Raw genomic sequence first — 20,826 nt, 5'->3', positions numbered from 1 at the left:
ACATTGCTTATATTTAGGACTTAGGCACAGTCATGGAAAATCAAACCACAGAGGACGCAGAGGAATAAAAGGTAGAGAGGTTTTTTGCGTAAGTCCTAATATTGTGTTATCTAGAAAATTTTCTTATGGGTACTATGGGGATGAGGCGATTTTTAGTATTTTTTAAAGCTAGATACCGCGACTAATTCTGCTGGAATTACGATCGCAGAAAAAGCAAACTTATTGGAAATCGAGAGAAATGCATTTTAATTTTTTATGGCTGCGTCGCGTCTTAGTTTTAGCGGGTAGTATCTGTCTTCTGTTTTTGTCCACTCCTGCCTTTGCGGCAGAACGAGTAGTCCTGAAGTATGGTATTTTCCGTGAATCACTTTCTGTAGAGGAACTATCCACCTTTGCCCAAACAGGTGAACTCTCAGGTTTACTAAAAGTTAATTTAGCTTAGGCGCGACAAGACCCCAAAGCCATTCGTCAGTATTTAACAAAGCCAGTGAAGGTAAACCCTGTATTTTTAGATAGAGTGCTAAATAGCCAGATTGGTAATATTATTTTGGATCAAATTCGTCAACTTACTTATATACCGTCTCGGAGAGAAGATCGGCAGGCTTTACGAGCCGCTTTAATACTTTCTGCGAGTCAAGACAGGCAAGTATCGCTGATTGAAATTATTAAGAATTATTCCACCAATGAAGTGGAACTTGATGGCGTAGTTTACCGCCGTAGGCATCGCTTGGAGAGTGCATACCGTCAACTCCGCCGCTTGCAAACAAACCTACAAGATTTATTAGGTATTTAGTAAGCTAAAGTTTCTAAAGTTTCTCGTAAATACCGTTGTACCTGCTGTTCCAAGCGAATTCCATGCAATTGAGCATCGCGTTCTAGTTGCCAGCGCTGAAAACCGGAACTATTGGAGATTGCACATTTGAGACTATACCAAATTTCAGTATCAGCAGAAAATTGGCGATCGCTAGAAGCTGGAATTTGAGCCATAGTTCCTTATTCCTTTATTTTAGACTTCAACGGTAACTGGATATTGGAAATGGGGCATTGAGCATTGGTTATTAGTTATTCTCCTCTGCTCCTCTGCACCCCTGCCTCCCCTGCTCTTCTCTCTAGCCCTTGAAAGCGAAATAATATACTTTATGGGCTACTACGAATCTGTATTTATCCTAAACAATGATTGCAATAATCGGGGCACGATTTGATTAACCCGCACTCCTAAAATGGTGAAATCTTGCTTAATCTTTTCTAAAGATAATGGTTCTATGCCAGCGAATTCTGTCTCATTAATCACCAAAACTCGCATTACACTCACAGGTATTTGTAAAAATAGATTGCTGCCCAAAAAGGCTAATCCCGCAAGCACTAGTGCAAGGCTGCGCCATTGTGGGAGAAATTTAGCTGAATTTGCTACTAATGGGGCAATTTGGTAAAGATTCCACAGTATCCAAACCGATAATACTGCTGCTACTAATGCCAGGACACGATTTAATTTTGTATTAATTAAACAGAGAATTTTCCGCTGCCGTTCAGTCAGATTTTCTGGCTTTAGGGCTATTCCTAAAAGAGCAAATATATAAAAGGGGCGACGCAACTGCATCCATAGCAGAGGGAGAACACCAATGGCGGCAACTAAGAATAGCTCCATCCAGACCGGCAAAAATGGCTCGCCTACAGACAAAAACAATAAGCAGAGTACTAAAAAAACAGGCAACGTCGCCAATCCAGCGACGTGAATCCACAAAATAGGTTCAGAGCGAAATGAATGCATAATAAAAAGTTATGAGTTAAGAGTTAGGAGTTAAGAATTAGTAGTCTTTAACTCCTAACTCCTAATGTATCACTCCTAACTCCTAAGCATTTTACCCTTAACACTATCTCGTTAAGGTGAGAGTGCGGCGTTTCGTAACCATCTGATAGGATTCGATGATGTCACCTTCAACCCAATCATTGAATTTATCCATGCCGACACCGCATTCATAACCGGCGTTGACCTCACGGGTATCTTCTTTCATCCGTTTTAGGGAATCAAGGACGCCTTCAAAGATCACCTTACCGCCGCGTCGCACCCTGACTTTGCAGTTGCGAACTAGCTTGCCAGATTGAACGTAGCAACCGGCAACCGCACCACGACCGACTGGGAAGACGGCACGGACTTCGGTTTGACCCAAGGGTTCTTCCACCAACTCTGGTTCCAAAAGACCTTCCAAGGCATCTTGGATATCTTCTAGGAGTTTGTAGATGACGTTATATTCTCTGACATCTACACCTGCTTCATCAGCGGCCTGTCTAGCGCCACTGGCAAAGGTGGTGTTGAAGCCGATAATTACAGCGTTACTGGCAGCGGCTAAATCGATATCTGTCTCGGTGATTTCCCCAGCAGTCGCCAACAGCATCCGAATTTGGACTTCGTTTTGCGGGATTTGCTTGAGCGCTCCCACAATAGCTTCCACGGAACCTTGTACGTCTCCTTTCAAGATCAAGTTGAGTTCTTTCAACTCGCCTTCTTGGGCTTGAGCCGACAGGGTTGTGAGGGTAACACGTCCTTGTAACAGGCGGGATAGGCGTTGTCTATCGGCGCGATCGCTAGCGAGGGATCTGGCTTCTTTTTCGTTGTGGAAGACCTCGAACTCGTCGCCGGCGGCTGGCACATCACTTAAACCTAGTACCTCGACAGCAAAGGAAGGAGAAGCAATGTCTACTCTCTTACTTCTGTCATCCACCATCGCCCGGACTTTACCAAAGGCCGAGCCAGCTACCAAGATATCTCCCACATGCAGGGTGCCATTCTGAATTAGGAGGGTAGCAACTGCTCCCTTAGCTTTATCCAGATGTGCTTCAATGACAGTTCCTTTGGCGGTACGATCTGGGTTGGCAGATAGTTCTGCAACCTCTGCTACCAACAGAATCATCTCTAAGAGCGTATCCAGATTTTCACCTCTGATGGCGCTCACGGGAACCATGATTGTCTCACCGCCCCAGTCTTCTGCGGTCAGACCATACTGGGTTAGTTCTTGTTTAACCCGCTCTGGCTGTGCCCCTTCTTTGTCAATTTTGTTGATGGCAACAACAATTGGCACTCCCGCAGCTTGGGCGTGACTAATGGCTTCAATGGTTTGGGGACGGACACCATCATCAGCAGCCACTACTAACACGGCAATGTCTGTTACCCGCGCTCCTCGTGCCCGCATAGCTGTAAAGGCTTCGTGACCAGGAGTATCCAGGAAGACGATTTGCTGTGGTTTGCCCTCATGTACTATATCCACATGGTATGCACCAATGTGCTGAGTGATACCGCCAGCTTCGCCAGCAGCCACCTTGGTTTTGCGGATTGAGTCCAGCAGGGTTGTTTTACCGTGGTCTACGTGACCCATAATTGTCACGACAGGCGGACGGCGATGAAGATATTCTTGGTCTTCTACGCCGACCATTTCCGTGATTTTCCGAGCTTCTGCTTCTCGTTCGACGGTTTCAACTTCTATTTCTAGTTCTTTTCCTACCAGGGTAATTGTGGGAATATCTAGATTTTGAGTGATACTCACCGCCATACCTTTAAGGAACAGGATTTTGACAATCTCTGTATCAGGAACGCCTAATACGTCAGACAGTTCTTGCACAGTCAACGGCCCTGTGATCGTCACTTTTTCGGGGCGATCGCGCTTTGTCTCGGCTTCTTGGCGACGGTTTTGGTGATGGTCGCGGCCCGAAGACTTGGAACCAGACCTAGAACCAGATTTTCTCCCTCTTGCAGTTGGGGCGCTAGCAAGGGTTGCACCTGGCATCTGTACAGGTCGAGTCGCTTTCGGTTTGGGAGGACGAGCGATAGAAAGGCTGACTTGGACTGTGGCTGGTGAATCTATATCGTCATCATCGAGCAAATCTTCTTCAAACTCATCATCAAGGATGGGTTTGATCCGCTTGCCTTTGACGCCAGCTTTTGCCTTCTCTTTAACTTCGTCAATTATTTCCTCTTCTACCCATTTTTTGCCGCCTTTGGTCGGTCGAGGCGGACTTGGGCGTTTCAAATCGAGGAGATCCGGTGTGACTGGTTCATCACCCAATCCTTGAGATTTGCCCGCTATGCCTGACATCTGTCTGGGTGGAGTAGCGATCGGCATTGCGGCTGCTACTGCTTCACCTGGACGTGCCGGTCTGGGTCTTTGTCCCTCTCCTAGTTGTGATGGTGCAGATGGTCTATTGCCCCTCGGCTCTGGTCTGCTGGGTGCAGGGGTAGGACGACTTGTCCTTTGTGGCGCACCTGGTGCGGACTGGTCGGTTGGCAGTTTAGCAACTCTCGGCTTAATTTGTTCGCGATCGCCTTCCGCGGGACGTAGCCGTTGGTCGCGTTTGAGGATCGGTTTATCTGCCTGAGATACTGGCTGCTCATCTACCACCTGGGCAACTTCTGCCTCAGGTCTGGCTGGAGGAGCAACTAGTTGTGGTTTGATCGGTTTTTCCGATTTCGGTCTCGGTGAAACTGTTTTTTCCGGTTTTTGGGATGCTATTTTTTCCGCTGCCGGATTTGGATTAGGCGTTTGTTCCAAGTCAGCGATCGGAGGTTGCTCTTGAGTCTCAGATTGAGTCCGGGGCACAGGTCGAGTTGGTGCTGCCGGTTTCAGGGGTGAGACTGGTGTAGCGAAAGGCCGTGGAGGAGAGGGAGGATTAGCTTCAGACAAGGCAGCTTGGGTATTGTTAGCAAGTGACGCCTCTGGGGCGTTGGGAGTAGTATTTCTCAATATTTTGGGTTTGCGTATTTCCAAAATTTGCTGTTTGTGGGGTGCAGCAGGTCGGTTACGTCCGCCGTTGGGTGGTGAATTTGGCTTATGGCTGGTTGTACCTAGTTCCTTTTTGGCAGACACACTCGTAGTTGCAAGCTTTTCTGCTGCCGCCCGGATGTTTTCTGCCTCGGATTCGGAAATCGTGCTGCTATGGCTTTTGACTGCAATATCGAGCTGGTCGCAAATTGCTAGTAGCTCTTTGTTATCCAAATTCAATTCCTTTGATAATTCATAAATTCTAACTTTGCCGTTGGTCATCCACTCTTCCCCTTTAATTTACAGTTTTAGCGGATGGTTGCCTGGTTTGCGACATCTCCATCCTTGGATTACTGTTTTTAGACTGCCGTTCAGTTTTTGCCGGTGCCTCCAATCAGGAAAGAGAGATGTTTCGGTTTAATAATGGCATCCCCACCAGGAATGATGGTTGAGGGATACCCATAAAAATTTCTTAAATAAAAGATTTTTATAGGAATCCTTGACGCCGAACTGCGCCTAAGCGCTACCAGGTTGCCATTTTGTAGTTTCTTGTTTTGTTGATTCTGAGTCTTCCACAACACAATCGATTACATCTTGTTCTGGGAGTGTTGCCTCGCCCCTCGTTATTGGAGAGCCGAATGCCTTTTACACCCATTTACTATTTTGGCACTAACCTTAACGATCAACGGGGAGTGTGATGAAAGCACGACTTCGGCTTTCGACACAATTCCGCTAATGATTACGTCACAAAGTTGTTCCAACTAAATTTGGTTTTGGGTATTACTGCGGGCTAGACGTTGCGACAAGCTTTGGTACAGTGCTTCTGGCACTGATGCATGTAGCGATCGCCCTAGTCGATTTTTTTTTTGAGCCGCTTGTAAGCAACTCGTTTCTGGACAAATATAGGCTGAACGCCCCATGCCCTGATCTAATTGTACCTTTCCCGATGGAAAGACGCGGACAATCCGCCAAAACTCATCTTTTGAGCCTACTTTACGGCAACTAATACAGCGCCGATAATTTGGTTTCATCGGTTCTTTGCGATCTCAGTCCAGGATTTTGGGTGTAAAAAGAAGTTTATTATTACTATTTTTTACTGATACCAAGTAACTTTTGAGAAAATAATCCTTGAGACTGAGACTACAATCTACAGTATCAAAACTTTACAAAATTAATCAATTATTCATCATCGTTATTGTCAAAACTATCTTCTTCTAATTCTTCCTGACTTTCATCCTCGAATTCTTCCTCATATTCAAGATCGTCTTCCTCTGATTCCTCTGATTGATATTTTGTTCTGACGGCTGCAAATTTGGCATCCTCTCCTGCAAAGTCATACTTAGCTTTGTCTTTGATGTCTATTTTCCAGCCAGTCAGACGGGCTGCCAAACGGACGTTTTGCCCTTCCTTACCAATGGCCAAACTCAATTGATCTTCAGCTACAAGTACGTGAGTTTGCCGCGATTCTGGGTCCATTAGGCGTACTTCATCTACCCGTGCTGGACTTAAGGCATTAGCAATGTATGTTGCTGGGTCTGGCGACCAGCGAATTACATCTATTTTCTCACCGCGTAATTCGTTGACTACCACTTGAATTCGCGATCCCCTGGCTCCAATACAAGCGCCTACTGGGTCTACATCGCGATCGAGAGTATCTACTGCTATTTTAGTCCGGGGGCCGACATAACGGGAGGGGGGGTTTGCCTCCCTAGCTACGGCAACAATCCGTACCACTTCATCTTCAATTTCTGGGACTTCGTTGGCGAAAAGATAAACTACCAAACCAGCATCAGCACGAGACACAAGCAACTGTGGCCCTCGTTGCTGACCTTGGGATACTTTTTTCAGATATACCTTGAAGGTGGCATTTGCCCGATAATTATCGTTAGGTAGCTGTTCTCGCTTCGGTAATTCGGCTTCTACTTCTGGCTGACCAAAATTACTGGTCACTGCCAAAACCACTGATTGCCGCTCAAACCGCAGGACTCTTGCTTGGAGAACAGTTCCTTCTAAATCTTGGAACTCTTCTTGCACCATCTGGCGCTGTTGATCCCGTAATTTTTGCGCCAATACCTGCTTAGTTTGCATCGCCGCCATCCGCCCAAATTCTCCTTGATCGGGGGTAACATCTAGCACCACAGAGTCGCCTAACTGGGCTTCGGGAGCAACTTGCTGAACTTCGTCCAGTGAAATTTGGTGGTCTGTGTTATCTACTTCTTCAACAATGGTTTTGGTGGAAAGAACGCGAAAGCCTTCTCCTTCAATATCGAGTTCTACTTCAAAATTCTCAAAATAATCTTCGTCAAACTGTCTGCGCTCTAAATTTTGGGCACGACGATAACGTTCGTAGCCTTTGAGTAGTGCTTCTCTAATCGCTGATTGAACTGCAAGCCGGGGTAAATTGCGATCGCGACTTATACTTTCAATTAATTCTTTTAATCCAGGTAAAGTAACCATTGACATAAGCAATCTCCTTTAAAAATTAGGGAGTGGGGAGAGATGCGATTAATCGCGTCTCTACTGAGTGGGGACTGGGGACTAGGGACTGAAAACTACGCACTAGAGCCAGGGATTAGAGAATAGCTTTAAACTAATCTCTAACCTCTAGCCTCTAACCTTTAGCCCTTAGTTCCTAATCTTTAGCCTTGAGCTAAGGTGCTCTAGTCTCTAACTCTTGAGCCATAGCCCTTTGTTTATCGGCGCTCCTCTAACTGCACCTTAGTAATTAGGGAGCGGGGAATTTCGACTACACGACCTTTTTGGTTTAAGTAAAGTGCTGTCTCATCCCGACGAATCAACAGACCAATCCACTCTTGTTGTCCGTCGTAGGGGGGCGTTGTGGAGATAATGACAGGAAATCCTTTAAAGGAAATAAACTCCCTGTCTGTTACCAGTTGCCGCGAAATACCAGGACTAGACACTTCCAAGACGTATGTATCTGGAACGATTTCCGCAGCATCTAAGGAGGCTTCTAAAGCACGGCTCATCCTCTCACAATCGTTCAACCCAGTGTCTTGCTCAGGATTGCGAATGTCTACCCGCAACACTGGTGGACTTTGGTTGGTGTGAAAAACCACGCCAACCACTTCCAATCCCAGTTCTTCTGCCACTGGTGTCGCCAAATCAATAATTTGTGGAACTAAAGGATGAGCCATGAGAGAATTCAATAAAAAAAGTGGGCATCGACCCACTTCCTGCGATAGGTATATCTTCCAAGAAGTCTTGTGACGAACCAAATGATGATTCGCCTAATTCGAGTTTAGCGCATTTCTTAGATAGTCATTAGTCATTAGTCATTAGTCATTGGGCATTGGCTTTAGTAATCCTCCTTGTCTCCCTGCTCCCCTGCCCCTCTGCCCCTCTGCTCTCCCTACCCTTCTCGTATTTTTGGGAGAGTAACGCCTTTATCCACTACCACCGGAACTGATACTTGTGTTCGTAGCTGCCTGGTTTGCTCGATAATTTGGTCTATGTCTTCTTGGGATAAACGCTGGACGTAGTTGAGTTTGATTTCCTCTAAGAAGTCAAAAAGTAAACTCTGAATTTCTGAGAGTACATGTTTTTCCTTGATTTGAGATCCCAATACCTTGGTGAAGCTTTCTACTAGCTGACTGGTGAGTTTTGCTCCTACAGGGTCTTCAACAGCGCTAACTAAAGTTTTGTAAAGATTAGTTGTGATTTGGGTCGCCAGTTGTTCGCTTAACTGGGTTTGGGCCTGACCCACGCCAGGGAGATTCTGGAGGTTGCGGTAGACGGGGACTTGATGGAAGACGGTTTCGATGTTGTGGCGCAGAATGGCAACGATCGCAGGTTGGATATCAGGTAGCACTTGGTAGACAATTGTTTTTACCAAAAGACCTGCGATCGCTTCCACTTCATTCACATTATTAATATCTATGTAGGGACGTAAATTTTCTTGTTGGGAGAGCCAACTTGTCAATTCACCCCGCTGAATTGAACCCTGAACCTGATTAATCACCCTCACCACGACAATTTCTGTGAGTTCTTCGGCAAAATTGGCGACAATCCCCTGATTAAGTTGCTTTCGCACTGGATGCAGATTCAATAACTGCGCTTGATCGAGGCGAATTAATACAGGTATAATTCGGAACTCTCGCCAAAATGGTAGTAGTAAAAATAAATCGTACCAACGCCACAATAGTGCTTCTAACCAGCTAAAACCAGGATGTTGGCGTTTGAGCAAGAAGGTGCGCCCCAGCAATTCTACGCCAAATAAAATCACAAAGGGTAAGTCAATAATCCAGAATTTATCAATAAAATCGCCATTTTCCCCGATTTGGCGGTAGTAGTTACTGGCGATTAAAGGACGAATGCTCTTGTTAAAAAAATTAATTTCTTCAAGCCAGCCATTTTGTGATATGTATGGCTGACTCCAAAAAGTAGCGAAGGACTGCTTTGCAGATTCATTACCGATGTGCGATCGCATCCTTTGTTTGATTTTTTCCAGAGTCCCACTCTTATTTGCTCCCGCAAACGGGTTACTGTCAATCATCTCGCTGCTAAGACGACTTATTTGTATTAGCCTGCTATTTACCTGAGGCGACTGTAACCCTGTTTGCCTAACTTGTTCTTCTAATGCGTCTACTGTTTCTAGATAACTTTTTGTGTCTCGATGACTTTCAATACCTTTGATTGGGTCATAAATCTTAGTAATTTGGGGAAGTTTTCGCAAGTAGAAATCTCGCCAAGGTACGTAACTTAAATCAAACAAAACTAAACTTAAATTTACGGTGGCAGCAATTGCCATAAATCTTTCAAACCAAAGATTACGCTGCTTAGAAGATTTTACATTTTTCATTTTCTGTAAAATATGATACTTGTTTGGGTATTTAAAATATAAACTCTTTCATTTAGAGTGTTCCAAAAAATAAATGATCCAAAACCCGTCATTGCGTTCGCCCTTCGGGAACGCCAAGGGCGAACGCAATGACAATTGGGCATTTTTTTACTTGGAGTACTCTTATTAATTTTCTTTCTGCCCTTTCTAACCAATTACAGCAATTTCCAGTCGAGTAGAACCCCAGCGGACACATCTGTTATGGATGTCAACTTTAGCCCAAACCAAAACCCCTTTTTCAACCATAGGCTGAAAATACTCCTCATTGAAGCATAGCCATAGGTCAAGAGACTGCCTTTCATCTTAAGTTGACACCAATGCACAGATGTGAGCTACACGGCAATTTAGTGTTAAAAAGGTGTATTTGATTTAAACGAGCGGATCGCTGTTGCACCTGCCACAGCAAGATGCTTCTTTTGATAGATGACACAAATTACTTTTTAAGTTGATAGCCAAATTTAACAAAAAAAAATCACAATTTGTTCAAAATTCATTAAATAATCGTGAAAAAAGTTATTAAACAAACTTAAAATGCAGCTGTTAACGTTTATGATCCTGCTGATTTAACCCAAAGGAGTTTTTAAGTATGTGGTGTGGGTTTGGAAAATCAAGCGCAACCTTTGCTGTTACTTGCCTGATGACTGCTAGTTTGGTAATTGCAGACACAGGTTTTGCAGCCCCTCAAAAAAGTTATACGCCCCAGCAATTCCGTGAGGTATTGCGGGGATTAGGCTATAACGTCAAGGTAACAAATACTGCTTTGACGGATGAGGAAACTAAAAAGGCAATTCGAGAATTTCAGACTGGTTACAAGCTAAAACCAGTTGATGGCATCGCAGGGCCAAAAACCCAAGATTTTGCTGGTAACATTGTTCAAATTCTGCACAAAAATTTGAATGCAGTGGTGAAGCCAAATCCTCCTCTGCCGCGCGATCATTTTTATGGTTCCCGCACGGAAGAAGTGGTGAAGGAGTATCAGAAGAAATATCAGTTGCAAGAAACTGGAATTGCTAATTTAGCACTCCGCCAAAAGCTGAATGAAGAAGCAAAGACACTCTTTAGCCAGCCGACAACTAAACCAACAACTAAGCCGACAACTAAACCGACAGCTAAACCAACAGCTAAACCAACAGCTACACCGACAGCTACACCGACAGCTACACCGACAGCTACACCGACAGCTACACCAACAGCTACACCAACAGCTACACCGACAGCTACACCAACAGCTACACCAACAGCTACACCGACAGCTACACCGACAACTACACCAACAGCTACACCGACAACTACACCTTAGTCCCCACAAAAAACTCCTACCCCAAAACTAGCCCCTCAGGTTATCTGATTTGGTTCCTCTAAGGGTCTGCCCTTGGGTGTAGGTAGAATTGGACGGAGATCGTTGTAAGGCATAGGAATGTACTGCACGCTGGGTCGTCCTCCTTGTGACTGTGGGTAAAGATCCATGAGATCATAAATAGAATGGGGCAGTCCGACGGTTACGGGCAGCCCCATTTCTGTTGCTTCTTCAATAGTGATGGGATAGTCGTGGGTGACGCGCCCAGTTGTCAAGGCTTCGATAATCGGTTCGATATTTTCTGGCAGAACTTTTTGTTTAGGTATACTGTCTTTTAGCAAAGTTCGTACAAATCGCTGTACCTGCTGTATGGCTTTGCGTGAGAGGTCGGCCATAATTAGAGTTTGGTCATCAATCTCACTGATGGGTTTATCTTCAACCACTTTCAGGATACTGGCTGCGGGGTAATTACCCAGTTGGGGATCAACTGGCCCCAGGACAGCGTTAGCGTCCATAATAATTTCATCAGACGCGATCGCAAGCATTGTACCGCCACTCATCGCATAGTGGGGTACAAAAACTGTGACTTTTGCTTGGTGGCGAATTAACGCTCTAGCGATTTGTTCTGTAGCCAAAACCAAACCACCAGGAGTGTGCAAAATTAAGTCAATCGGTACATCTGGGGGTGTGAGGCGAATTGCTCGTAGTATTTGTTCTGAGTCTTCAATAGTAATGTAGCGAGATATGGGAATTCCCAAAAAGCTAATGGACTCTTGGCGGTGAATCAGCAAAATCACCCGGCTTTTGCGTTCCTGCTGGAATTGTTGTAAAGCACGCAAGCGGCGATATTCTATTTGACGTTTTTGCCAAAGGGGTTGCAAAGAAGTCAGAAGGAGGAAAATCCAGAATAAATCACCAATACCAAAGCCCATATAATTTATTTTTGTTCAAAAATAACGGTTGCCGTCATTATTGTCACAAATTTAGGGCGATCGCAGTTCTATCTGTAGATTTATAGAAAAATTACGAATTACGAACTACGAACTTGTACTGAGCGTAGCCGAAGTATTACGAATTATTTACTACCCCCTTCGCCAAATTTTAATAGTGTCGTCATCACTACCACTAACTAGGGTTTGGCCATCGGGACTGAAGGCAACACATCTAACATAGTTGGAATGCCCTGTAAGTGTGCTGATTTCTATACCACTGTGTATATGCCACAGTTTGATAGTGTTGTCCCAACTGCCACTAGCGAGAAATTGTCCATCCTGGCTAAAGGCGACTGACCAAACTGAATCAGAATGACCAATGAGAGTACGAATTTCTCTGCCTGTATTTATATGCCAGAGTTTAACCGTGTTGTCACCACTACCACTAGCAATAATTTCTCCATTTTTGCTGAAGGCGATACAGTTTACAAAGAAAGAATGGCCTGTGAGTGTGTAAATGTTTCTGCCTGTGTATACTTGCCACAGTTTAATAGTGTAATCATTACTGCCACTAGCCACTAGTTGTCTATCCTGGCTATTGGTTGCAGGCGTTCTCGGAGAATAGGCGACTGACGAAACTGAGTCGGAATGACCTGCAAAAGTTTGGATTTCTATGCCTGTGTTTACCTGCCACAGTTTGATTGTGCAGTCAGCGCTAGCACTAGCCAAAAACTTGCTATCTGGACTAAAAGTGACAGAATTCACCCAATTAGCATGACCAGTGAGAGTACGAATTTCTTTACCCGTCTTGACATCCCACAATTTGATTGTATTATCCCAACTCCCGCTAGCTAAGATTCCCCCGTTCAGGTCTGTAACTCCCGCAGATTTGCCGGATTCGCCATAAGAAAGGTTTGAAGAGATTGGGCTAAAGGCGACGGAATGAACCATACTGGAATGACTAGAAGACCAACGACCCAGTTGACGCACTAACTTACCAGTACCGACTAGCCAAAGTTTGATGGTCTTGTCATTACTGCCACTAGCAATAAATTGCCCGTCTGGGCTAATGGCGATCGCATGAACCATACTAGAATGACCTTTGAGGGTCTGTACACATTGCCAGTTCTGCCGATCTAATACAACAGGTACAGGTACAGCTAGTTTCACTCTAGGCGTTATCACTAAAGTAGATGATATTTTAGTTATATCTTCCCCAGTATCAGAACCCAATAAATCCAACCACTCCTGTACAGACTGGGGACGATACGTTGACTCCAGATCCATGCCGCACATAATAGCCTGATTTACCCTATTGCTGATGTTGGGATTAAAATATTGTGGTGGTTCTAAATTAATATTGTGACGTCTATCATCTGCACTAGTTGGTACAACTGCGGTAAGCAAGTTATACAAAGTAGCAGCTAGGGCGTAAATATCAATGTATTCTCCTCGCGGCGCTTCTGATTCATACTGTTCAGGTGGGGCAAAACCAGGAGTACGATACACTGTATGCCTTTGGATCATATTAGGAACAAATTCTCTAGCAATGCCAAAGTCTATCAGCACTGCTTCTAATTTATCAATGCGGATCATGATGTTGCGTGGTTTGAGATCCCGATGCAACAGTCCTTTAGAATGGATTAGGGTCAAAGCATCGCCAATTTGTCGGATGTAAAGTAGCGCTTCTGCCTCTGATAGCACCCCTATTCGCCTCAAGCGCTGTGCTAAGTCTTCCCCTTCGATGTAATCCATCACCATGCAGGGCAAATTCCCCTCATCAAAGATGGTTTCTATCTGTACTATATGAGGATGGTGGCACACAGCCAGCCGAACTGCTTCATCACGAAAGTCTTGCCGTAACTTGTTTCGGTGGAGTATCCAGGCGGGGTGATTCAGGATTTCTTCTTTGAGGGTTTTAATCACTCGCTGTTGATTTCGTTGATTTCTGGCAAGATAAGTAATGCCAATTCCGCCTTCACCTAATTGGCCTTCAATAATGTAGCGTCCCCCGAATAAAGACTTTCCTGCATTCCACACCATTAGTAATATTTGACAATTGCTGGTATTTATTTTGGCAAGGTATCAGAACAGCCAACACGAATTTTTGGGAATTCCATTTGAATCGCTGTTGTAGCCTTTTGGAACTTAATTACTTAGATAACATTTTCATTAACCTCAATAATTACTAATAGTATAAAGTTTGGATATATCCTCATAGTTTTGGCTAAACCATGCCTTTACATGAAAATATGAAAGTTGATTGCTCATGCTAGAGTAAACAGTGACTTTAGACATATTTGTTCATAATAATTTGACTTGTAGGTAATCTAAAATTATGCTAAAGAATCTAAATTTGAAACAAAAATTTACAATTCTGCTACTGGTAATTTTGACATTTGGTCTGAGCTTGAGTGGATTTACTCTTTCTTCTCTACTGAGGGAGAATGCTAAACAAGATATTAGCTCCACTGGTCTCATGCTCATCCAAACAATGAGTTCTGTTCGTAAATACACCAGTACTCAAGTGAATCCAGAGCTAGTTGATAAATTAGCTACTGAATTTTTGCCGCAAACCGTTCCTGGATACTCAGCACGAGAAGTGTTTGAAATTTTACGTAAAACAACAGACTACCGTGATTTCTTTTATAAAGAAGCAACTCTCAATCCCACAAATCTTCGGGATAAGGCTGACGGTTTTGAGACGGAAATTGTAGAACAGTTCAGAAATAAATCAGACCTTAAAGAAGTTAGTGGATTTCGCTCAATTCCTGGAGGGGATATCTTTTATATTGCTCGTCCCTTAGCAGTTTCTGAACAAAGCTGTCTGGTCTGTCATAGTGTACCTGAAGCTGCACCTCAAAGTATGATTAGTCTTTATGGTGCTGCTAATGGATTTGGGTGGAAGCTTAATGAAATTGTTGGCGCTCAGATTATATCAGTACCTGCAAAGAATGTCATCAGCAAAGCCAATCAGTCTTCCTTAGTAATTATCTTGATTGTATCAGCTATATTTATAGCGACTATCCTGTTAGTCAACTTGTTCTTGAATCGACAAGTTGTGATACCTCTCAAACGTATGACTCGCATAGCCGAAGAAGTTAGTACGGGACACATGGAAGTTGAATTCGAGCAGATGTCTAATGATGAAATCGGTAATTTAGCTAAAGCCTTTAAACGGATGCAGTTAAGTTTAGAAATGGCGATGAAAAGAATCAAACGTACTCAAGGAGGTACAAGCGATTACAATAATTCCTAATCATGCTCTCTACAAGACGCTGCGTTTAGCTTGCTTAAGAGCACGGGTACGTAGATTAGCTACCGCTACGCTAACGTAATAACTTTCTGTAGAAGACGTTGCGTGTAGCTTTGCCAAAAACCCTTGTTACTTTTATTAGCTCTCTTGACTTAAACTTACATAATTGGTTAAGAGATGAAAAATTATTCATCAATTTCATGATGTCTAAATCTCTATGAAAATAAGCTTTTTTTGAATTCAAAAGCTGCTTGAAAGTTAGGAATTTCCTTAGTTACAAGTTCAATGAATTGGTCAGCTGAAATATAAGGATTGTGAGCTAGTATTTCTTCTATAATCAGATTTGCCATTGGGCCGATGTGGTAGGCTAATTCTTGCTGGCAATGTTTGATAAATGCTGGTTGGAGTGAGGATTGTTGTTGCTGTTGTTCAATTCGTCGCCCATTTTGTGGGCTAGTCGGTGAACTAAAAATTGTTTCTTCAGATTGGTTATATGACTGCGATATGGCTGACATAGCCTGAAATTCAGGGTTAAATACCGTGGCTGGCAAATCATCAACCATGATTGCAGAAGACATTTCTACTTCTGGTTCTCCAATACGCTCTAAATCTCTAAGAACTTCGCTGGCTGTTTGGTATCGCTTGTTAGGTCTATCTTCCAACATACAATCAAGTACTTGAGCAAACCCATCAGTAACATAGGTATAATCACGCCAGTTCCATTCAAGTGAGTATTGATCCATTAGTAAAGATGGATCTCTAGCTGTGAGTAATACAATAGCAGTTACACCCAAAGCATAAAGGTCACTAGAGGGTGAACATAAACCCAAACTAATCTGTTCGCGGGGAGCATATCCAACTTTGCCTACAAGGGACATTTTGCCAACAAACGTTACCTGGTGGTTGGAACTTCTCCCTTCGTTAATATCAGCAATTTGCTTACCTACCCCGAAATCAATCAGCACTGGCAGATCCTTACCATCGGGTAACATGATGTTGTCAGGAGAAATATCTCGGTGGATGATGTTGTGCTGATGGACATATTCCAAAACAGGTAGCAGATTCTTTAGCCACTGTATAACTTCGTCTTCAGAAAAATTTCTTCCTTGACGTTGAAGTTCTCCTAGCAGTCTCGAATATGTTTTACCGTCAACATACTCTTGTACTAAAAATAGTCGGCCATCTCCTTCAAAGCAAGCCAAAAACTTGGGAATTTGAGGATGTTGCAATTGATGAAGAATTTTTGCCTCTCTTTTAAATAAGTTACGATATTGTTCCAGTCCACTTTCGCCTGTGCCAATGGGTGCAAATTCTTTGAGAACACAGGCTTCATTAAACCGACGAGTGTCAAATGCTAAGTAAGTTCGTCCCAACCCTCCCTGTCCTAGAAGTTTTTGGATAATATAGCGGTTATCGATTAGAGTTCCAGCAGCTATTTCTGGTCTTGTCATAGGGGACTGTGACATCATCATCGCACTCCTAGCGATTTTGTTATTGATAAATTATCTAATTTGCTGAAAGTCAGAAACTCTAGCAGATAAGGGCTGATAACATTCTTTAAATTGAGGTTAGCACCACTATCGAGTCAAGGAAATACACTTTTCTACAATTTTCTGATGGTCTTGTGTTACCAAATAGACAATTTTAACCTGAGTAGTTAGATCGTACTACTCATACTTAAGTATTTTAGCCGCCGCAACATAATTAGTGTCTGCGGTAATATCTGCAAATGTTCAGGGTATCGCCTTTGAGAGTTGCTGCTGAACCTTATTTTCCCCTTAGTAACCCAATTGAAACTGGGTTGAGGGACAGTAAGGATATAGCGTGACATCATGGTTTTTCATACAAAATGAGGTTGCTATAGACTTGCTGAAAGAAATATTATATGTATTTCAACTGCTAAATATGCGATCGCTCTCAAAAATTAATCTTTATGAGAGCCAATATCGTTATCAGATAACTGTTTTAGCATCGGCTATCAAGGTTTTCAGTATAAATGATTCCTCAAAAGCAGAAAATGATACTGCGTATCAGAAAAGACTCCCGAAGCTACAATCATTCATCTAGTTCATCAGGATTCACGCCTAACTGACGCAAACGTTCTGCTAATTGTTCTGCTTTTCGTTTGGCTTGAGCTGCTTCTTGTTTAGCTTCCGTAGCTTCTTGTTCTGCAATAATAGCTCGTTGAGTTGCAGCAGAAGCTTCCTCTGTGGGTGCGGGAATTAGTTCTCCCGCCAAGGTGAACCACCTTAACCACAACCTTTCAATATCTCGAAATGAACCCTGCCATAAGCCTAAACTTAAATCTATCTCTGGCATTAGCAGGTATCCATTAGTCAAGTTCATCGGTTCATAGTGACCGCCGACTAACTGAAAAGCCCGAAGTTCACTAGTGTAGCGACTAAATACAACATAGTAGGGAATCCGTAAAATTCGCTCATAAACTTCCCATTTACTAGGAGGTTTATCTACTGCACTTTCTCTTCTTGTCCCTAAATCTTCGTCTTCCGTACCTGGAGATAATAACTCAACAACTACGAAGGGATTTGCTGGTTCTTGCCAAGTTACATAACTTAACCGTAAGTCTTGCCCTTTATATAATTTTCCTACGCCTACCACACCAAACCAATCTGGGCGCTTATACCACAAAGGATGCTGTAAATCATAGTAGAGATTAAGGTCAGCCGCACTGTAAACTAGTTCGGGATTACAGTTAATGGACTGAAAAGTTAAGTATAAAAGTAAGGGTTGTAAAAAGTGGAAATCGTCTGGCAAACCTGGTTCTTCTGGGTTGTCACTTGGTAAATCATACATCGTTGGTAGCGTTTCCCAAGGAGGAAGCGGCGGGTCAGATTGAGGGATGTAATGGGGAGAAGAAGTCATAATAAAAATTGGGTTTGATATTTTTCGGCTATTACTTTTATGGCTCTACCGTACTGATTATGCTAAATTTACAGCTTCTAAAAGGGAATAGGGAATAAGTAATAGAAGCGAATAGATGTGTACTGAGTTTTTTCACGCAATCAAATAGGATTGCTATAGAAGTAATAATGTTATTTCACAATTAGCTGCGAAGTGCTAGCGCACCGCTCTGCTAACGCCAAATTTTTAGATTACCTCTGCTACTATTATTCTCTAAATGTTCGGCTTCCTTGGGTCAAATGCCACTGGACTCCAATCGTGAAACTTGCTCAAGGTTGCTAATTAGCGAGATATCACGTATTTAAAGGTATAAAAAATTTTCTTAATTGCTTATAAATAACTATTACTTTCTAAATTACTTGGGGAATACTGAAATTTAGTACCATTAAAGGTGTATGGAAAATGGCAGATAATAAAGTCAGTGCAAAACTTTCCTCCGCAGACAGGGAGGCCGTGATGCAAGCTATTACTACTATCCGCGAAAAGTTACCGTTTTTGATTGATTTGACAACCGAGGAGCGTAAAGCTTTACCCAAGTTGGGGGATAAGAGTCGGGCGTTTGTGAGTAAGGCGTTGGAAATCGGTACACAAAACCCTGACTTCTTACCTCGTTCTTTTGACTTGAATGAAATGCGCCAAGATATCGAATTATTTGAAGCCCTTTATCCCATTTTGCTGTCGTTGACGCAACTGCAAGAACTGGTGGATGATACATCTGTGGCTGTTGGTAGTGAAGCTTATGCGGCGGGGTTGATGGTATATAACTATGCAAAAGTCAGTGGTAAAGGCGCGGGTTTAGAGTCAATGATTGATGATTTAGGACGCAGATTTGCCCGGAAAGCTAAAAAAGTGCAACCACAAAGTTCATAAGGGACTTCCAACAAATAAATTATCCAATCTTGTGGGGTGGACATCTTGTCCGCCCAAGGCTTAGGGCTATCGTGTCGCCCACCGCACAAGAAGTAGTTGAGTATTTTTTTATTTGGAGTTCCTAAGTCGAGAAATTAACTTAGCGCTTCTACCTAAAAACCTAAAACCTTGAGCTTCTGGGCTTAGGTGTTTCTGTTTCAAGTGAAAAACTTCCAGTCAGAAGCTCAAATTTTGCTGTTGTCAGCAAGAACGTTTTCGTTTGAAGTGAGAATGTTTTGGTTTTAAACAAGAACTTTCTGGTTTGAAGTGAGAATGTTCTGGTTGAAAACGAGAAGTTTTTGGTTTGAAGTGAGAATGTTTTGGTTGAAAACGAGAAGTTTTTGGTTTGAAGTGAGAATGTTTTCGTTTGAAGCCGGAAAGTATGTGTTTAGAACTAAACAGTTGTAGGTTAAAGAGCAATAGGGTTTGTAGGGCTTCTCGGTTGAGTGGAATAAAGACCTAACCCCCAGCCCCTTCCCTACAAGGGAAGGGGAGTAAGATTCAAAGGCTCTTTCCTTTTACGAGAGAGGAATGGAAGTGAGGTCAAAGTGTATTGCATACAAACGAGAACCGCTATAGATAAGGAGAATCTTAGCGACTAAGTAAGTCGGGGATCTTTATTAGGACGATGTAAGCCAGCTTGAAACCAAAAACCCCGCGCACTGCGAATGGCGTCATCTTCTGGATAGCGTTCATCCTTAATATCTAGTCGGTTGCAGGTTGCTCTACCAGTGGGAGTAACTCCAATAATTGTCCTATCATTTGCTGACCACAGAAAATGCTCTGACCAAATTTGTTGACGAGGATTAAATAGAGGTACTACTGCTTTAGTCTCTAAGTCATATCCGGCGACAAAGTTGTAGCGACGTTCATTACAACGACGACAAGCTAAGGCTAAATTATTAATTTCATCAGCACCACCAATAGATTTTGGTATAAAATGGTCTACTGTAAATCTGGTTGTGGAAATACGTTCGGGAGAATGGCAATACTCACACAAATAATTGGCGCGTTTTCGGACAATTTCTTTAGTAGCATCATCAATCATTGTGTTGAGCTACTAGCATCGCGTTGAGATGGGTGAAAATTCTATCTAGTTTTCCAATTTCTTCAAGTGCGATCGCTTCTTCTGGAGTTAGTAAATCAGCTTTTTTGCGTTCTAAAAGTTCTTCCATCCGTGCTTGCAGTTCATCATTAAATTTGAATAGGTTAAATTTATCCAGTTTTTCTATTCTGATACTGCCAATCAAGGATGAAGGTCTAGCAATTACGGTTGTCATAGTCAGCGCGATACAATTTATGATATGTGTTTCTCTAAAGATATTGTATCAAGGAAAAATTCTATAAATATCTTTACGATGTGCGACTCTTAGCTATGTTGTACCTTGGATCGTAAGTAATTTTCATTGTCAGGCTGTTGTTTTTTCAACATTTGTCATGTTTTCACTAGTAACTGACAAACCTATTCCTTCAATAATTACTTGGCGGAGAGTTTCTTGTCCGCCAAATCGTTTGACAGCATCTAATATCTCGATACCAGCTAATTGTCCTTCTGCATCATAATCGGCGGCGATTCCTTCAGCTAAATGTTGCGTTGTTACAGTGGTTTCGCGGAAAGTGATACTGAGAGCATCAACTTCGGCATCATAGCTAATTTTCATAGGAATATCTCTTTTACTCCTGTATTATCTCCTCTTGGACGGTCTACCATTTCTTTCAAGATGATATTTTGACGCTGTTATTCTATAATTAACTGCGAAGTGCTAGCGCACCGCTCTGCGATCGCCAAATTTTGATATTTCCGCTACTATCTCCAGCCACCAGCCAATTGCGATCGCGGCTAAAGGCGACTGAACTAGCTGAGTTAAAAAATTTTGATAATACACAAGTTAAAACTAATA

General features: G+C 42.9%; 19 protein-coding genes and 1 pseudogene. 5 read left to right on the top strand and 15 right to left on the bottom strand.

The window, feature by feature from the left end; translation table 11 throughout:
* Positions 1 to 238 precede the first annotated feature (238 nt).
* Positions 239 to 793 (top strand): annotated as a pseudogene (locus V7K61_RS18915) (alpha/beta hydrolase).
* Here the strand turns inward: V7K61_RS18915 and V7K61_RS18910 are convergent.
* The 7 genes from V7K61_RS18910 to V7K61_RS18880 all read right to left on the bottom strand — a co-directional run bounded on the left by V7K61_RS18910 (position 790) and on the right by V7K61_RS18880 (position 9,570).
* Positions 790 to 987: a hypothetical protein gene (locus tag V7K61_RS18910; RefSeq protein WP_322731568.1), complete on the bottom strand. Its 198-nt coding sequence runs from the start codon at positions 985 to 987 to the stop codon at positions 790 to 792. The pseudogene V7K61_RS18915 and the gene V7K61_RS18910 sit on opposite strands and share 4 nt — an antisense overlap.
* A 160-nt stretch (positions 988 to 1,147) precedes the next feature.
* On the bottom strand, positions 1,148 to 1,768 hold the full coding sequence (locus tag V7K61_RS18905; protein ID WP_094348541.1) for a low-complexity tail membrane protein: 621 nt from the start codon (positions 1,766 to 1,768) through the stop codon (positions 1,148 to 1,150).
* A gap of 103 nt (positions 1,769 to 1,871) precedes the next feature.
* Positions 1,872 to 5,033, bottom strand: a complete 3,162-nt coding sequence (infB, locus tag V7K61_RS18900) for a translation initiation factor IF-2 (RefSeq protein WP_335055522.1) — start codon at positions 5,031 to 5,033, stop codon at positions 1,872 to 1,874.
* Between the two features lie 479 nt (positions 5,034 to 5,512).
* Complete coding sequence (locus tag V7K61_RS18895) at positions 5,513 to 5,782, bottom strand: YlxR family protein (RefSeq protein ID WP_334822236.1); 270 nt, start codon at positions 5,780 to 5,782, stop codon at positions 5,513 to 5,515.
* 148 nt (positions 5,783 to 5,930) lie between these two features.
* Positions 5,931 to 7,214 (bottom strand): transcription termination factor NusA, encoded by a 1,284-nt coding sequence (nusA, locus tag V7K61_RS18890; RefSeq protein WP_335055521.1) that lies wholly within the window; start codon positions 7,212 to 7,214, stop codon positions 5,931 to 5,933.
* A gap of 230 nt (positions 7,215 to 7,444) precedes the next feature.
* Positions 7,445 to 7,906, bottom strand: a complete 462-nt coding sequence (gene rimP / locus V7K61_RS18885) for a ribosome maturation factor RimP (RefSeq protein ID WP_289796851.1) — start codon at positions 7,904 to 7,906, stop codon at positions 7,445 to 7,447.
* A 215-nt stretch (positions 7,907 to 8,121) separates the two neighbouring features.
* Positions 8,122 to 9,570 (bottom strand): hypothetical protein, encoded by a 1,449-nt coding sequence (locus V7K61_RS18880; protein ID WP_335055519.1) that lies wholly within the window; start codon positions 9,568 to 9,570, stop codon positions 8,122 to 8,124.
* A 625-nt stretch (positions 9,571 to 10,195) separates the two neighbouring features.
* Here V7K61_RS18880 and V7K61_RS18875 point away from each other — a divergent pair.
* Positions 10,196 to 10,909, top strand: a complete 714-nt coding sequence (locus V7K61_RS18875) for a peptidoglycan-binding domain-containing protein (RefSeq protein ID WP_335055517.1) — start codon at positions 10,196 to 10,198, stop codon at positions 10,907 to 10,909.
* 35 nt (positions 10,910 to 10,944) lie between these two features.
* Here V7K61_RS18875 and V7K61_RS18870 read toward each other — a convergent pair whose 3' ends face one another.
* Both V7K61_RS18870 and V7K61_RS18865 read right to left on the bottom strand, forming a co-directional pair.
* Positions 10,945 to 11,838 (bottom strand): SDH family Clp fold serine proteinase, encoded by an 894-nt coding sequence (locus tag V7K61_RS18870; RefSeq protein ID WP_335055515.1) that lies wholly within the window; start codon positions 11,836 to 11,838, stop codon positions 10,945 to 10,947.
* Positions 11,839 to 11,988: 150 nt separating this feature from the next.
* Positions 11,989 to 13,881, bottom strand: coding sequence for a serine/threonine-protein kinase (locus tag V7K61_RS18865; protein ID WP_335055513.1), 1,893 nt, complete (start codon positions 13,879 to 13,881; stop codon positions 11,989 to 11,991).
* A gap of 295 nt (positions 13,882 to 14,176) precedes the next feature.
* Between V7K61_RS18865 and V7K61_RS18860 the strand changes: the two genes are divergently transcribed.
* Positions 14,177 to 15,097, top strand: a complete 921-nt coding sequence (locus V7K61_RS18860) for a Tll0287-like domain-containing protein (protein ID WP_335055511.1) — start codon at positions 14,177 to 14,179, stop codon at positions 15,095 to 15,097.
* A gap of 212 nt (positions 15,098 to 15,309) precedes the next feature.
* On the opposite strand, the gene V7K61_RS18855 is transcribed toward V7K61_RS18860, so the two are convergent.
* Positions 15,310 to 16,560 (bottom strand): serine/threonine-protein kinase, encoded by a 1,251-nt coding sequence (locus V7K61_RS18855; RefSeq protein ID WP_335055542.1) that lies wholly within the window; start codon positions 16,558 to 16,560, stop codon positions 15,310 to 15,312.
* A 358-nt stretch (positions 16,561 to 16,918) separates the two neighbouring features.
* Between V7K61_RS18855 and V7K61_RS18850 the strand changes: the two genes are divergently transcribed.
* Entirely contained in the window at positions 16,919 to 17,161 is a 243-nt protein-coding gene (locus V7K61_RS18850) for a hypothetical protein (RefSeq protein ID WP_335055509.1), read from the top strand.
* Here the strand turns inward: V7K61_RS18850 and V7K61_RS18845 are convergent.
* Complete coding sequence (locus tag V7K61_RS18845) at positions 17,150 to 17,977, bottom strand: Uma2 family endonuclease (protein ID WP_335055507.1); 828 nt, start codon at positions 17,975 to 17,977, stop codon at positions 17,150 to 17,152. The genes V7K61_RS18850 and V7K61_RS18845 overlap by 12 nt on opposite strands.
* Positions 17,978 to 18,418: 441 nt before the next feature.
* Between V7K61_RS18845 and V7K61_RS18840 the strand changes: the two genes are divergently transcribed.
* Positions 18,419 to 18,886 carry a hypothetical protein gene (locus tag V7K61_RS18840; RefSeq protein ID WP_099102204.1) on the top strand — a complete coding sequence of 156 codons (468 nt, stop codon included), beginning with the start codon at positions 18,419 to 18,421 and terminating at the stop codon, positions 18,884 to 18,886.
* A 637-nt stretch (positions 18,887 to 19,523) separates the two neighbouring features.
* Here V7K61_RS18840 and V7K61_RS18835 read toward each other — a convergent pair.
* The 4 genes from V7K61_RS18835 to V7K61_RS18820 form a co-directional block, all read right to left on the bottom strand.
* Complete coding sequence (locus tag V7K61_RS18835; protein WP_335055505.1) at positions 19,524 to 19,973, bottom strand: HNH endonuclease; 450 nt, start codon at positions 19,971 to 19,973, stop codon at positions 19,524 to 19,526.
* Complete coding sequence (locus V7K61_RS18830; protein WP_335055503.1) at positions 19,966 to 20,205, bottom strand: hypothetical protein; 240 nt, start codon at positions 20,203 to 20,205, stop codon at positions 19,966 to 19,968. Before V7K61_RS18830 ends, V7K61_RS18835 begins: the two co-directional genes overlap by 8 nt.
* A 129-nt stretch (positions 20,206 to 20,334) precedes the next feature.
* A complete protein-coding gene (locus V7K61_RS18825) occupies positions 20,335 to 20,586 on the bottom strand; it encodes a DUF2283 domain-containing protein (RefSeq protein WP_335055501.1) in 252 nt (83 codons plus the stop codon).
* Positions 20,587 to 20,688: 102 nt separating this feature from the next.
* On the bottom strand, positions 20,689 to 20,811 hold the full coding sequence (locus V7K61_RS18820; protein ID WP_335055499.1) for a hypothetical protein: 123 nt from the start codon (positions 20,809 to 20,811) through the stop codon (positions 20,689 to 20,691).
* Between the last annotated feature and the right edge of the window lie 15 nt (positions 20,812 to 20,826).

The sequence above is a fragment of the Nostoc sp. genome, from assembly GCF_036918015.1.
In the GTDB taxonomy this organism is placed as follows: Bacteria; Cyanobacteriota; Cyanobacteriia; order Cyanobacteriales; family Nostocaceae; genus Nostoc.
Note: the sequence above shows the minus strand (reverse complement) of the source record. Positions and strands in the feature narration are given on the sequence as shown.

Excerpts from the sequence above, each read along its gene's own strand:
- V7K61_RS18910 (WP_322731568.1), bottom strand. The coding sequence starts at position 987 with ATGGCTCAAATTCCAGCTTCTAGCGATCGCCAATTTTCTGCTGATACT.
- V7K61_RS18905 (WP_094348541.1), bottom strand. The coding sequence starts at position 1,768 with ATGCATTCATTTCGCTCTGAACCTATTTTGTGGATTCACGTCGCTGGA.
- infB (WP_335055522.1), bottom strand. The coding sequence starts at position 5,033 with ATGACCAACGGCAAAGTTAGAATTTATGAATTATCAAAGGAATTGAAT.
- V7K61_RS18895 (WP_334822236.1), bottom strand. The coding sequence starts at position 5,782 with ATGAAACCAAATTATCGGCGCTGTATTAGTTGCCGTAAAGTAGGCTCA.
- nusA (WP_335055521.1), bottom strand. The coding sequence starts at position 7,214 with ATGTCAATGGTTACTTTACCTGGATTAAAAGAATTAATTGAAAGTATA.
- rimP (WP_289796851.1), bottom strand. The coding sequence starts at position 7,906 with ATGGCTCATCCTTTAGTTCCACAAATTATTGATTTGGCGACACCAGTG.
- V7K61_RS18880 (WP_335055519.1), bottom strand. The coding sequence starts at position 9,570 with ATGAAAAATGTAAAATCTTCTAAGCAGCGTAATCTTTGGTTTGAAAGA.
- V7K61_RS18875 (WP_335055517.1), top strand. The coding sequence starts at position 10,196 with ATGTGGTGTGGGTTTGGAAAATCAAGCGCAACCTTTGCTGTTACTTGC.
- V7K61_RS18870 (WP_335055515.1), bottom strand. The coding sequence starts at position 11,838 with ATGGGCTTTGGTATTGGTGATTTATTCTGGATTTTCCTCCTTCTGACT.
- V7K61_RS18865 (WP_335055513.1), bottom strand. The coding sequence starts at position 13,881 with ATGGTGTGGAATGCAGGAAAGTCTTTATTCGGGGGACGCTACATTATT.
- V7K61_RS18860 (WP_335055511.1), top strand. The coding sequence starts at position 14,177 with ATGCTAAAGAATCTAAATTTGAAACAAAAATTTACAATTCTGCTACTG.
- V7K61_RS18855 (WP_335055542.1), bottom strand. The coding sequence starts at position 16,560 with ATGTCACAGTCCCCTATGACAAGACCAGAAATAGCTGCTGGAACTCTA.
- V7K61_RS18845 (WP_335055507.1), bottom strand. The coding sequence starts at position 17,977 with ATGACTTCTTCTCCCCATTACATCCCTCAATCTGACCCGCCGCTTCCT.
- V7K61_RS18840 (WP_099102204.1), top strand. The coding sequence starts at position 18,419 with ATGGCAGATAATAAAGTCAGTGCAAAACTTTCCTCCGCAGACAGGGAG.
- V7K61_RS18835 (WP_335055505.1), bottom strand. The coding sequence starts at position 19,973 with ATGATTGATGATGCTACTAAAGAAATTGTCCGAAAACGCGCCAATTAT.
- V7K61_RS18830 (WP_335055503.1), bottom strand. The coding sequence starts at position 20,205 with ATGACAACCGTAATTGCTAGACCTTCATCCTTGATTGGCAGTATCAGA.
- V7K61_RS18825 (WP_335055501.1), bottom strand. The coding sequence starts at position 20,586 with ATGAAAATTAGCTATGATGCCGAAGTTGATGCTCTCAGTATCACTTTC.